Origin of the sequence: Scandinavium sp. NPDC088450, from assembly GCF_044900545.1 — a bacterium.
GTDB lineage: Bacteria > Pseudomonadota > Gammaproteobacteria > Enterobacterales > Enterobacteriaceae > Scandinavium.
This window is the reverse complement of the sequence record NZ_JBJDNI010000010.1, coordinates 39,378-51,781: the sequence shown is the minus strand read 5'-3', so window position 1 is coordinate 51,781 and position 12,404 is coordinate 39,378. Positions and strand designations below refer to the sequence as shown.

Here is a 12,404-nt window from a genome sequence, read left to right as displayed (position 1 = left end):
CTAACGGTGTTACCCTTAACGGGCCTTTTTTCTTATTCCGGGCAACGATAGACATTGCCGGTGAGCGTGACGTTGGTCTGCTCAACGCTGCCGGAACCATTATAGGCGCTGCCTGTTTGCCCCGCGCGCTGAGTGATAATGGATACCACATTTCCGCCCATATTGGCCGCCTGGTTTTTCAGGTCATTGCGAGCGCCCGTTTCCAGATTGCTGTTCGACGTCCAGCCGCCGGTGAAGAAATTCCCCTGGCTACCCGTAATATCACCCAGGAATTTACACTCTTTGCCCGGTTCATTGTTGGTCACACGAACATGGTTGGCATTGGTATTTACGCTGGTCGCGCTGCAACCGGCGAGCGTCATCATTACTAAAATAAGAGAGAGCTTTTTCATATATAACTTTTTGTCTGGTGGAAAAATCAGCGCAAGATTACGTCAGATAAAAATAGGCTGTACAGGAAAAGTCTTAATGCGCGGCGGCGAATGAGGGGGTGATTCGGGTTTCGTTTAGGTATGTTGAAAACATTCACTAAATCAATGGTTGATTGTGATGTGTTTGTTAGTTTTTAGAGGGTAATCCAGTGCAGTTACACCAGATTACCCTTATAGGGTTTAGCCCACTGAAGGCAGCAGACCCATCGCGATCAGAGCCTGAACCAAAATCACTGCGATGCCGCAAGCGAATACCAGCCACAAAGCGGGCATGCCTCCAGCGACACGGTATGGCGCATCCGGATGCTGCTGACGGCTCTTCATTGTCAGCAGTGAAGGGATGATCAGCGCCAGCACTGCAAGCGCCACACCGGCGTAGCCCAGCGCCATGACAAAGCCTTTTGGATAAAACAGCGCAAAAGCTAACGGTGGCACGAAGGTGATCACACCGGTTTGCAGACGTCCGCCGGTGGTGTTTTTGCGTTGAAACAGATCCGCCAGATAGTCAAACAGACCCAGTGCAACGCCGAGGAACGAGGTCGCCAGCGCCAGGTCGGCAAACAGATGTACAGCCAGCTCTACATGCGGCGAAGCGACCACTTCGCGAATGGCTTGCAGCAATCCGTTCAGCCCCGCGTGGTTAGCCAGCAGCGCGCTAAATACCGGGGATTCAATGCTGCCAAGCGTCGCCAGCTGCCAGAAAATATAGGCTACCAGCGGAATGAAGCTGCCGATAATGAAGATGCGGCGCAGTTTACGCACATCACCCTGCATGTAGCTGACAATGCTCGGCACACTGCCATGAAAACCAAACGACGTGAAGATAACCGGGATGGCAGATAGCGCCAGGCCTTGCTGCAGCGGGAGCGTCAGCAGGTTCATCTGGTGAATATGCGGCATCAGCAGCGCCAGCATGATAACCAAAAAGATGATTTTGGCGCTGAACAGGAAGCGGTTAAAGAGATCGACCAGCGCGGTGCCAACACAAATCACGCCACCACCAACAAGGGTAAACAGCAATGTGCCCGCAGAAGGCGGCAGGGCGAGGTTAAACCAGTCACCCAGACTGGATGCGAGAAGTTCTCCCGCGCCACTGATATAAGCCGCTGTCAGGGCATACATCAAGAACAGCATGCTAAATCCTGTCACCCATTGGCCGTAGCGGCCAAGATAACGCAGCGCCAATGATCCCAGACCGGTATCGGCAGGGACGTGTTGATACACTTCCAGCAGCAGTAAAGCGGTGTAGCACATCAGCGCCCACAAGCTCAGCAGTAACACCAGTGTGATGCCAAAGCCCACACCCGCAGACGCCAGCGGCATCGCCAGCATCCCTGCGCCGATAGTGGTGCCAGCGACGATTAAAATACTCCCTACGGTGCGGTTCTTCACGCTTTCCTCTGTTATTCAGGATTCATACGGCAAAATATGCCGCGCAGGGTAGGGGAAAAGCGTCAGCTCGTCAAATCTGAATTACAGTGGGTGTAACGTGATGTTTACGGACTGCAAGGCGGGAGAGAATGGCAGCGAGAGCCGCTGCCATTTGAGGGATTAATTCTGTGCGTCGAGCGTGGCCAGTTCTTTATCAACAAAGTACAGGCCTTCACCGCTTTTACCGACCAGAGACAGTTTATCGATAACGGATTTAAACAGTTTCTCTTCTTCGTGCTGTTCAGCCACATACCATTGCAGGAAATTAAAGGTTGGATAATCCTGATTAGTCATGGCTGCGTGAGCCAGTTCATTTATTTTCTGGGTGATCAGCTGTTCATGTTCGTAAGTGGAACGGAACAGTTCATCCAGTGAGTTATATTCGGCGAACGGTGATTCAATGGTATTAATGCGCGGCAGGCTTCCTGTATCGGTCAGATAATCGAACAGGCGCTGCATGTGAGTCATCTCTTCCTGAGCGTGGCGACGTAGAAACGCGGCGGCCCCTTCAAAGCTGTGGTAACTGCACCAGGCGCTCATCTGCTGATAGAGCAGAGAGGAGTACAGTTCCAGATTCATTTGCTCATTCAGTTTGTCGATCATTTCCGTTTTCAGCATGGTTTGCTCCGTGATATTAAGCTCAGGTGAGGATGCGGAAAGTCTAAGATGTAATTAAACCATTTGCAAAAGGTAAAATAAAAAATATTTATTGTTAAATGCAAATGGGAATAACACGCATTGCGGCTATTAAATAATAGAATGAGAATAATTATTTTTACCGCCGGATAATTCCGGCGGAATAAAAAGCATTACCAATAATTTGCGTTTGGGGTAGGGGAAACGGCAATACCGCGGCATTGATATTGCAGCGTCACGCTGGAGTTCATGCAGAGTGAGCCACTGGTTACGGTACAGGTTGTCACCGGTTGGCCAAATGGCACCGCTGTGGCATAGCCCATTTGCTGGCACTGTTTGGTCGCGTTGCCGTTCGCCACATAGTTGTCGGTGGTCGCCGACTGCAACATCGCCTGGCCATAGGTAAGACGCACGATGCCGCTGGTGGCGTCCACGTCGGTGACGTTAGCCTGACGATGAACCGTACAGGCGGAAAGCACTATCGCCGCAGCGACAGGGAGGAGTTTCTTCATAGCTCACTCTGCGTAAATGTCCGATCGCGTTATCTTATCGGCTCTGCAAACCAGCAATGCGCTGAATAACCCACAGATCCCGCTTTAGTTTTCGCCACCGTCCGTTTAGTCAGCCCGGTTGTCATAGATGGCCTGGAATTTGGGGTGCAGTTGTCTGAAGCGATGAATCAGTTCCGGATCGAAATGTTTTCCGGCCCCGGCGAAAATCAGCGAACAGGCGTGCTCGTGGGTGTAGCTGGGCTTATACACCCGTTTTTGGCGCAAAGCATCGTACACATCCGCGAGGGCCAGAATGCGTGCTTCAATCGGAATTTGTGCCCCGCACAGGCCTTCCGGATAGCCGCTGCCGTCCCACTTCTCATGGTGATAATGAATGATGTTTTCCGCCACCGGCCCCAGGCTGAGCCCCTGAATAATGCGCCAGCCTTTCAGGGTATGAAGCTTCATTTCGTTGAATTCATCCTCATCCAGCGGTCCTTGTTTGCGCAAAATCCGCTCCGGCACGGCGATTTTCCCGACATCATGCAGAGAGGCAAAACGCTCGATTTCATGCACCATTTTTCGCGGCAGGCCAATCTCGCGAGCCAGCAACCCGCAATAAGCCGACACTCGCTGAATATGGCTGCCGGTTTCATCGTCGTGGGCGCGGTTCACTTTTTCCATCGCTTCGACAATGCTGCGGTTCACCGCCTGGCTCTGCTTCATGTGTCGCCACATCAGCCAGAGAAGACACAGGCTAAACAGGACGGTGATGAACAACACCACGCTGATAATTTTAAAGGTATTTTTGCTGAATTCCGGCAACAGCGAGCGTTCAGGCTGGCGTTCCATCTGCGTGCGGAAGCTGGATATGCGGTGGATTTGGGTCAGCAAGGGATGGAGGGGATGAGTGTTGTCCACCCAGGAAACAATACGGTAATCCGAACGGGTCAACCCGGCGACTTTTAGCACCCCACGGAACAGATCATTGCCGCGTAATGACCCCTCCAGTGAACTTAAATCACCGAGGATAAAATCAATTTTGCGCTGCTCGATGGCGCTCACCAGGGCTTCGACAGAACTTGCGGGCACAATCGAAACATCATCACCAAAACGCTGATGCAGATAGAGTGCCGAAAACGAGCCTTTGATAATGCCCACGCGCTTATAACGAACCTGTTCTTCATCCCATAAAAACGGCTGTTCACTGCGATTGTAATAGGCATTATGCCAGGAAAGCGCCGGGCCAATAATCCCTTCATCCTGCGACTCATCCCGGCTTTCAACGATATTCACCAGACGAACAGGCCAGTTCTCCTGGCGCAAATGGCTGATGTAATCCTCGGTATATTTCACATCGATGTTGACATGCAGCAGGTCGCGCATGTCATTGATCATATCCAGCACGCTGCCGTGATAACCCTGAGCGTCCTGCCACAGCAAAGGAGCAAAATTTTCGCTCTTTGGCAGCCAGACGGTGAGCCGGTTATCGCGTATCCACGCCGCTTCTTCGGGCGTTATCTGGATTCTGCTGACCAGATAATGGCGCTTACTTTCGTTTTCCAGCGCCTTGAGTCGGCCATTTTGCTGCCATTCGGTAATCAGTTGATTGATGTTATCGCGCATATAGCGCAGTTCAGGGCTGAAACCCATCACACAAGGCAGGCGTAAATCGGCGAAAGGGCGCGACATCGTGTAGTAATGCAGCGTGTCGTCCATTTCAGAATCGTCATTAATATAGAAATCGGCTTTGCGTTCACGCAGCAGGGCAAAGGCTTCGGTGCTGCTGTCGACCAGAATCACCTTGCGGAATGTGAGCCAGGGATAGCGTTGATTAACCTGAAGGTGAGTGGCGTCGTCGCGACGGAAAATAACGCGGGTATCGTTCAGATCTTCGGGTACCGATGCCGTCCGGCTGAGGCTTGCGGCAAGCACTTCGTTATCAAACAAACGTGCCGAAAGAGTTTTAGTGCGAGAACGTGCTTCCGTGCGCACCACGCCTGCATAAAGGCCATAACTATCAGCGTTAAAGCGCTTGCCGATCTCCTCGCCATTGATTGGCTGCAGTTCAAGCTGGTACCCGTAGCGTTTATTGATTTCCCGAATAAGGGACTGGTAATACCCCTGATACTGACCTTGCTTGTCACGCCAAAATTCAAAATTGTCAGCATCGAAAAGCCAGACCGGCACTGCTCGATCAGCACGAGAGGCATTGGCCGTAGCCGCCCGTAGAGACAAAGGGTAAACAGAGCACAGCATCCAGATCAACGTGAGCGACAATCGGAGCAAGGAGCGCACAAGGAGGTTCCTGATTTTTATAGTATCGTTTGTTTTCAGTCTAACCAGGCGAGACAGTTGCGGGTAGTAATTTATTGATTTTGTGAATAGTCATGCATTTTCCTGGTTAACCGTGAAAATTGTGAACTCATCGGTGATTAATGAAACAATATTTCATTAAGTTTGAAAATGCGTTTAATGAGCGCTAAGGTGACAGTCACACATCTGTTCACTGCGGAGCTTTCCGCGTAGATCTCAGGAGAGGCATGAATGAAAATTGCACTGATGATGGAAAACAGCCAGGCGGCGAAAAACGCCATTATTCATCGTGAGCTAAAAGCGGTCGCGGATGAGAAAGGGTATCCGGTTTACAACGTAGGCATGAGCGATGAGCAAGATCATCACCTGACCTATATCCATCTCGGGATCATGGCCAGCATTCTGCTGAATGCCAAAGCGGTGGATTTTGTGATCACCGGCTGCGGCACCGGACAAGGCGCGCTGATGTCACTGAACATTCATCCGGGCGTGGTGTGCGGGTATTGCATCGATCCGGCGGATGCTTTCCTGTTCGCGCAAATCAATAACGGCAACGCGCTTTCACTGCCGTTTGCCAAAGGCTTTGGCTGGGGCGCAGAGCTGAATGTGCGTTTCATCTTTGAGAAAGCCTTCACCGGGCGTAATGGCGAAGGGTATCCGCCAGAGCGTAAAGAGCCGCAGGTGCGTAACGCGGGCATTCTGAATCAGGTGAAAGCGGCGGTGGTGAAAGAGAACTATCTCGATACCTTACGTGCGATCGATCCTGAACTGGTCAAAACAGCCGTTTCCGGTCAGCGTTTCCAGCAGTGCTTCTTCGAAAACTGCCAGGATAAAGAGATTGAAGCTTTTGTTCGTCAGCTGATTGCGTAATCAGTCGAGTCTCCGGCGGCGTTCTGCCGCCGGAACACTATCTTTTCTTTTTCGACACCGAGCTGCCGGCATCTCGTGTCAGTTGTAGCGTATCAACCATCCCGACCAGGCAAATCAGCGCAATAAACACGAAAGCTAAGCGGAAACTGACGCCCGGCAGGGTCGTCATATCGAGCCAGATACTGACTTTTTCCCCAAGCCGAATGCCTATAGCGCCAAGCGTGATGCCAAGCCCAACGGCCAACTGCGTGGCGGTACTGAACAGCGTGTTGGCGTAACTCATTTGCGCAGAAGGCACGTCGGCAAAGGCCAGCGTGCTGACTCCGGTGAACTGAATCGAGCGGAACACGCCGCCAAGATACAGAATCAACAGCGTGACCCACAGTGGCGTCTGCGGTGTGAGAAAAGCGCAGGCCAGCAGCGCCAGCACGTTTAACGCGCCGTTGATCAGCAGTAAATTACGAAAACCGAAATGACGAATCAGCGGAGTGGTGGCGGGTTTGATGGTCAGGTTACCGACAAAGACCGCCAAAACCAGTAAGCCGGCATGGAACGGGTCCATCCCGAAACCGACCTGAAACAGCAGCGGCAGCAGGAACGGCACTGCACTTATCGAGGCGCGGAACAGCGAGCCACCGTACATTGTCACCCGGAATGTTGGCACCTGAAGGGCATCCAGGCGGATCATCGGCCACTCGACACGTTTAAAATGACGCAGGGCGAAGATAAACGTAGCGGCACCCGCGGCAAGTAAAGCGAAAGGCAACCAACCGCGACCGTGTTCTGCGCCGAAGGCTTCCATGGCATAAACCAGGCTGACCATGGCGACGGCGGTGGCGATAAATCCGGGCATATCGAAGGGGCGACGCTCGTCATCACGGATATCCGGAATAATGCGCAACGCGAGAACAATCGCCAGGATGCCCAGCGGCAGATTGATAAAGAAAATCCAGCGCCAACTGGCAAAGCTGGTAATGAATCCGCCCAACGGCGGGCCGATAATCGGCGCGACAAGTGCGGGCCATGTCAGCGTCGCAATGGCGGTAATCAGCTGATGTTTAGGCGTTGTTCTCAGTACCGCTAGCCGCCCAACCGGCACCATCAACGCGCCGCCAACGCCTTGCAAAATACGCATCGCGACAAAGCTGTTAACGCTGGTGGCTAAGCCGCAAAAAACGGAAGCCAACGTAAAAATGGCTAACGCCAGCGCGAAGACTTTACGCGCACCAAAGCGATCGGCAATCCAGCCGCTGGCCGGGATAAGCACCGCCAAGGTGATGAGATAAGCGCTGATGCCAATGTTGAGCGCGACGGCTTCGACACCAAAGCTCTTTGCCATGTCCGGCAATGCAGTCGCAATGACGGTGCCGTCCAGAAACTCCATAAAAAACGCACCTGCCACCAATAACGCGGCGGGCGAAAGACCACGGCTCTCCTTTGCGGAGATGTTTTCACTCATGATAAGGCTGCCATTTCCCAATTCGTTCACAGAACGCACATCGCCTGATAATAACGGGAAAAGCGCGGGATTGTTTTCTGTTTATGGCCCTAAATCAGGTACTATTGCGGCCTGGAAAACAGGAGTAAATCATGTCCCAAAATCTGACTGAAAACGATGAGCTGGTCTCCGACGTTGTCGCTTGCCAGCTCGTTATTAAGCAAATTCTTGATGTTATTGATGTTATCGCCCCGGTTGAAGTCCGTGAAAAAATGGCGAATCAACTGCGTGCTATCGATTTCAGCGCCGCGGGTGCCGATCCGGTGACCATGCGTGCAGTACAAAAAGCCATTGCGCTGATTGAACTGAAGTTCACTCCGCAGGAAGGCGGTACGCACTAATAAAAACGGCGCACTCTGCGCCGTTTTGCATTGTGGGGGGTCAGAAGAACGTTTCAACCAGCAGATAGCTGGCGACGCAGGCGCAGCTCACGCCAATCAATCCTGGAATAATAAAGCTGTGGTTGATGATGAATTTACCGATGCGCGTGGTGCCGGAGCGATCAAAGCCAATGCACGCCAAATCGCTGGGATAAGTTGGCAACACAAAATAGCCATAAGCCGCAGGGAAGAAGGCTATCAGCATCTTCGGCTCTACGCCCAGCATCAGGCCCATCGGCGCAACGGCAGTGAGTGCAGCGGCCTGGCTGTTCACCAGCTTTGAAACCAAAAACAGCACAATCGCATACGTCCACGGATGGCTTTTCACCACACCTTCCAGCGCCATTTTGAGCTCGGGCAAGTGCGACTGGAAAAAGGTATCACTCATCCACGCCACGCCGAAAACGGAGAAGATAGCCACCATCCCGGCTTTAAACACCGCACCACTGGAAATGCTGGCGGCGTTGACCTTACAGGCGACCAGCATCACTGCCCCGGCAATCAGCATCATCATCTGAATCACCAGGTTCATCGACAGCGGTGCCAGTTTACCTTTCACCTCAAAGGCAGGGCGTAACCCCGGGAAGGCACCCAGCAGCACCACGAATAAGATCCCGGCGAAGAAAATCCAGGTCGACCAATACGCTTCTTTATTGAAACGCTGGTCGAGCAGGGTTTCACTGCTGCCGTAGATAAATTCTTTTTGCTTCGGGTCACTGATTTTTGCCTGAAACTCCGGGTCATCCGCCAGATCCTTACCACGACGTAAACTCCACAGCGCAGCAATGGCAACCCCAAACAGCGAAGCGGGCACGGAAATGGCGAGGATCTCCAGAATGCTCCATGCGTGCCCGATGCCATGCTGAGCGCCCAAAATCGACACCAGCGACACCACAGCAACAGAAACAGGCGAAGCGGTAATCGCCATTTGAGAGGCAATGGAAGCCACGGCCATCGGGCGTTCCGGGCGAATGCCTTTTTTCAGCGCGATATCAGCGATGATCGGAAACATGGTGTACACCACATGCCCGGTGCCGCACAAAAACGTCAGCGTCCAGGTGGTGAAAGGGGCGAGCAGCGTGATGTGCTGAGGATGTTTGCGCAGCAGTTTTTCCGCGCACTGCATCATCACGTTCAGGCCTCCGGCCGTTTGCAGCGTGGCCGCACAGCCGATCACCGCCAGAATGGTCAACATGACATCCACTGGCGGCTTTCCTGGCTCCAGCCCGAAAACAAAACAGAGGATAAATAAACCGATACCGCTGATAAGCCCAAGGCCCATCCCGCCGAACCGGGTTCCTGCCAGCAGGCACAAAATAATGACAACAAACTCAAGCGTAATCATGACTCACCTGTCTCATCCATAAAGAAAGGTAAATCATTACATTTAGTGATGATATTCACTGAGAGGCAGATCGGATTTACAAAAAGCTGTAAAAACAACCTGTTGTGTACATTTCGTTAACAACTGGAAGATGATGCGGGCGACGCTCGCCGCCCTGAGGAGGTCAGTGCTGCTGCTGGTTCACGACGTTGAGCAGATGCTGATCGGTCTGATGCATACAGAGCCCTGCTTTATGGGCGCTGCGGACTTCATCAAGGATGGTTTGCAGCAGAATGCCATCCTGCAGTTGCTCTTTTTCCAGGGCGTTTAAAAAATGCAGGGTCGTGTCGTCCTGCATCGCTTTCGCTTCGAGGGTTAATGCCGAAAGGGTACGGCTGCGCTGGTGATGTTCTTCCAGCGTTTGCAGAAACAGATCTTCAAGGGTAGCGCACTGTTCATCACTGGGCTGCGTGGCTTTTACCACCGGATAAGCGCCTGCTTTTTTCATGAAATCAAACACGCGCATCATTTGGGTGACGTTAGCCTGAGCCTGGGAGCGCAGAAACGTGGCGGTCCCTGTCAGTTTATGTTCGGAGCACCATTCGCTCAGACGCAGGTACAAATTAGAAGCACAGAATTCAAGGTTCATCTGGGTGTTGAGCTTTTGAACCATTCCTGGAACAGCCATAGTCATATCCTTATATCCTGAAGAAACGAACTCTGCTGATTACCGCAGAACAGCCGTTCACACGACGACAGAAGCTTGCGCTATTCAGCATTCACATTTATGGATGGTCACTACGATATTCACTGTCCTGACCGTTTCAAGAATACGCCTGGATTTTCTATAAGAAAACTCCTGGCTGTTATTATTTACGGTTCGTTACATGAAAGCTGAATTAACTCGAATTTAGGGAAGGTTTCACCAGGAAAAACCGTTTCAACAGTATGATGTTTAAGTGAATTGCATTACTCTTTTTGTTGAAAAACTGCGATCCCGCTAGCATTCAATAATATTAATGCTGCGAAAGGGGGATTTGCTGATGTTATTAATACTAGTACCTGTAATGTTAATCCGGGCTTAAATTGCAGTAGATCATCTTTTTACGAAATGCTTAAAAAACAGAAGCTCAAAAAAATTGATTTTAAGGAGAAGTAAATGAAAAAGGTCGCGGTGCTGTTGGCACCTGGATTTGAAGAAGGGGAAGCCATTGTCACTATCGACATTCTGCGCCGCCTGAATCTGGAAGTGGAGACGCTCTCCTGCGCGGATTCGCGCGGTGTCACCAGCTATCACAATATTCCCATGGTAGCGGATTGCACCCTCGCGGAACGCAGCGGCGCACTGTATGACGCAGTCGTCCTGCCCGGCGGGCCGCAAGGCAGTGTGAATCTGGCTGCTGATCCCGCGGTTATCGATTTTGTGGCTACCCACGATGCGGCGGGAAAATTGATTTGCCCTATCTGTTCTGCTGCTGCACGCGTATTGGGCGGTAATGATTTGCTGAAAGGACGCCGTTATGTGTGCTCAGGCGATCTCTGGCAGGACGTTCGCGATGGCGAGTATGTGGATGCACCCGTGGTGGAAGACGGCAATTTGATCAGCGGCAAAGGGTTTGGTCACGTGTTTGATTTTGCCTTTACCGTCGCCGCCAGATTACTGGGGGATGAAGCTGCGGTTCGTGATCATGCCGATCATATTTATTATCGCTGGTGAGATAAGGATTCACTGACTGTTGATATAGAGTATTCTGCTAACCCCTGGGCGAATTGTCTGACAATTCGCCCTTTCTTTATGTCATTTCCCGCTAAATATATGCACGCGATCACTGTAATTCTGCGGTGTGATGGCGCTCTCCTATGGATAATTAATTTCCCGCTATTAATGTCTCAGCGTAACTGCTCTCCAAAGCGAAACCGCTAATGCATTGTTTTACTGCTGATAAATAGAATGAGTTTGAATTTCCCCTACGAAAAAGAACATTAAAGCTGGAGTTAACCATGCACAAATTCACTAAAGCGCTGGCGGCCATCGGCCTGGCCGCGGTTATGTCACAATCGGCTATCGCTGAAACGATGAAACTGGGTTTTCTGGTCAAGCAGCCAGAAGAACCGTGGTTCCAGACGGAATGGCGTTTCGCTGATAAAGCAGGCAAAGATCTCGGGTTTGACGTCATTAAAATCGCCGTGCCGGATGGTGAGAAAACCCTGAATGCCATCGACAGCCTGGCGGCAAACGGGGCCAAAGGTTTCGTTATCTGCACGCCAGATCCGAAACTCGGGCCTGCCATCATGGCCAAAGCCCGCAGCTATGACATGAAAGTCATCACCGTGGACGATCAGTTCGTCAACGCCAAAGGCAAGCCAATGGACACGGTGCCGTTGGTGATGATGGCGGCCAGCGAAATCGGTGCGCGTCAGGGTGATGAGCTCTACAAAGAAATGCAAAAACGCGGCTGGGATGTGAAAGACACTGGCGTTATGGCGATCACTGCGGATGAGCTTGATACCGCGCGCCGCCGCACCACCGGCTCCATGGACGCGCTGAAAAAAGCAGGCTTCCCTGAAGCACAAATCTACAAAGTACCGACCAAATCCAACGATATTCCGGGCGCGTTTGATGCCGGTAACTCCCTGCTGGTGCAGCATCCGGGTGTGAAACACTGGCTGGTGCTGGGCATGAATGACAACACCGTGCTCGGTGGAGTCCGTGCCACCGAAGGGCAGGGCTTCAAAGCGGCTGATGTTATCGGTATTGGTATCAACGGCGTGGATGCGGTGAATGAGCTTTCTAAAGCCCAGGCGACCGGTTTCTACGGCTCACTGCTGCCGAGCCCGGACGTTCACGGTTATAAAACCAGTGAAATGCTCTACAACTGGGTACAGAAAGACGCTGAGCCACCGAAGTTCACCGCGGTCACCGATGTGGTTCTGATTACCCGCGATAACTTCAAAGCCGAGCTGGCGAAGAAAGGTCTGTGATTTGAATTGCCCGGTGGCGCTGACGCTTACCGGGCCTACGGACCG

General features: G+C 52.0%; 12 protein-coding genes. 4 read left to right on the top strand and 8 right to left on the bottom strand.

Translation table 11 applies throughout. The features are described from left to right. Positions 1-32: 32 nt before the first annotated feature. From ACI2I2_RS11230 to ACI2I2_RS11210, 5 genes are all read right to left on the bottom strand, one after another. The gene (locus ACI2I2_RS11230) at positions 33-392 is read right to left on the bottom strand and encodes a DUF4156 domain-containing protein (protein WP_404657988.1); all 360 of its coding nucleotides are present in this window, start codon (positions 390-392) and stop codon (positions 33-35) included. Positions 393-611: 219 nt separating this feature from the next. Continuing rightward, complete coding sequence (gene tyrP, locus ACI2I2_RS11225; RefSeq protein WP_404657987.1) at positions 612-1,823, bottom strand: tyrosine transporter TyrP; 1,212 nt, start codon at positions 1,821-1,823, stop codon at positions 612-614. Between the two features lie 159 nt (positions 1,824-1,982). Next, entirely contained in the window at positions 1,983-2,480 is a 498-nt protein-coding gene (gene ftnA / locus ACI2I2_RS11220) for a non-heme ferritin (protein ID WP_330984398.1), read from the bottom strand. A gap of 191 nt (positions 2,481-2,671) precedes the next feature. Then, positions 2,672-3,010 (bottom strand): YecR family lipoprotein, encoded by a 339-nt coding sequence (gene yecR, locus ACI2I2_RS11215; RefSeq protein ID WP_404657986.1) that lies wholly within the window; start codon positions 3,008-3,010, stop codon positions 2,672-2,674. A gap of 105 nt (positions 3,011-3,115) precedes the next feature. Next, positions 3,116-5,287, bottom strand: a complete 2,172-nt coding sequence (locus ACI2I2_RS11210; protein WP_404657985.1) for an HD domain-containing phosphohydrolase — start codon at positions 5,285-5,287, stop codon at positions 3,116-3,118. 249 nt (positions 5,288-5,536) lie between these two features. On the opposite strand from ACI2I2_RS11210, the gene ACI2I2_RS11205 reads away from it, so the two are divergent. Continuing rightward, on the top strand, positions 5,537-6,175 hold the full coding sequence (locus tag ACI2I2_RS11205; protein ID WP_330984395.1) for an RpiB/LacA/LacB family sugar-phosphate isomerase: 639 nt from the start codon (positions 5,537-5,539) through the stop codon (positions 6,173-6,175). A gap of 37 nt (positions 6,176-6,212) precedes the next feature. Here ACI2I2_RS11205 and ACI2I2_RS11200 read toward each other — a convergent pair whose 3' ends face one another. Then, positions 6,213-7,634, bottom strand: a complete 1,422-nt coding sequence (locus ACI2I2_RS11200) for an MFS transporter (protein ID WP_404657984.1) — start codon at positions 7,632-7,634, stop codon at positions 6,213-6,215. A gap of 131 nt (positions 7,635-7,765) precedes the next feature. Here ACI2I2_RS11200 and ACI2I2_RS11195 point away from each other — a divergent pair, with 131 nt between their 5' ends. Further along, complete coding sequence (locus tag ACI2I2_RS11195; protein ID WP_330984393.1) at positions 7,766-8,014, top strand: DUF2766 family protein; 249 nt, start codon at positions 7,766-7,768, stop codon at positions 8,012-8,014. A 40-nt stretch (positions 8,015-8,054) separates the two neighbouring features. Here the strand turns inward: ACI2I2_RS11195 and ACI2I2_RS11190 are convergent, their stop codons facing one another. Together ACI2I2_RS11190 and ACI2I2_RS11185 are read right to left on the bottom strand one after the other, a co-directional pair. Next, a complete protein-coding gene (locus tag ACI2I2_RS11190; protein WP_404657983.1) occupies positions 8,055-9,398 on the bottom strand; it encodes an anaerobic C4-dicarboxylate transporter in 1,344 nt (447 codons plus the stop codon). 163 nt (positions 9,399-9,561) lie between these two features. Beyond that, complete coding sequence (locus tag ACI2I2_RS11185) at positions 9,562-10,065, bottom strand: non-heme ferritin-like protein (protein ID WP_404657982.1); 504 nt, start codon at positions 10,063-10,065, stop codon at positions 9,562-9,564. A gap of 471 nt (positions 10,066-10,536) precedes the next feature. Between ACI2I2_RS11185 and ACI2I2_RS11180 the strand changes: the two genes are divergently transcribed. Further along, positions 10,537-11,094, top strand: a complete 558-nt coding sequence (locus ACI2I2_RS11180; RefSeq protein WP_404657981.1) for a DJ-1/PfpI family protein — start codon at positions 10,537-10,539, stop codon at positions 11,092-11,094. A gap of 284 nt (positions 11,095-11,378) precedes the next feature. After that, on the top strand, positions 11,379-12,359 hold the full coding sequence (locus ACI2I2_RS11175; RefSeq protein ID WP_404657980.1) for an arabinose ABC transporter substrate-binding protein: 981 nt from the start codon (positions 11,379-11,381) through the stop codon (positions 12,357-12,359). Positions 12,360-12,404 lie beyond the last annotated feature (45 nt).

Coding starts and splice junctions, on each gene's coding strand:
- ACI2I2_RS11230 (WP_404657988.1), bottom strand. CDS start 392: ATGAAAAAGCTCTCTCTTATTTTAGTAATGATGACGCTCGCCGGTTGC.
- ftnA (WP_330984398.1), bottom strand. CDS start 2,480: ATGCTGAAAACGGAAATGATCGACAAACTGAATGAGCAAATGAATCTG.
- yecR (WP_404657986.1), bottom strand. CDS start 3,010: ATGAAGAAACTCCTCCCTGTCGCTGCGGCGATAGTGCTTTCCGCCTGT.
- ACI2I2_RS11205 (WP_330984395.1), top strand. CDS start 5,537: ATGAAAATTGCACTGATGATGGAAAACAGCCAGGCGGCGAAAAACGCC.
- ACI2I2_RS11200 (WP_404657984.1), bottom strand. CDS start 7,634: ATGAGTGAAAACATCTCCGCAAAGGAGAGCCGTGGTCTTTCGCCCGCC.
- ACI2I2_RS11195 (WP_330984393.1), top strand. CDS start 7,766: ATGTCCCAAAATCTGACTGAAAACGATGAGCTGGTCTCCGACGTTGTC.
- ACI2I2_RS11190 (WP_404657983.1), bottom strand. CDS start 9,398: ATGATTACGCTTGAGTTTGTTGTCATTATTTTGTGCCTGCTGGCAGGA.
- ACI2I2_RS11185 (WP_404657982.1), bottom strand. CDS start 10,065: ATGGCTGTTCCAGGAATGGTTCAAAAGCTCAACACCCAGATGAACCTT.
- ACI2I2_RS11180 (WP_404657981.1), top strand. CDS start 10,537: ATGAAAAAGGTCGCGGTGCTGTTGGCACCTGGATTTGAAGAAGGGGAA.
- ACI2I2_RS11175 (WP_404657980.1), top strand. CDS start 11,379: ATGCACAAATTCACTAAAGCGCTGGCGGCCATCGGCCTGGCCGCGGTT.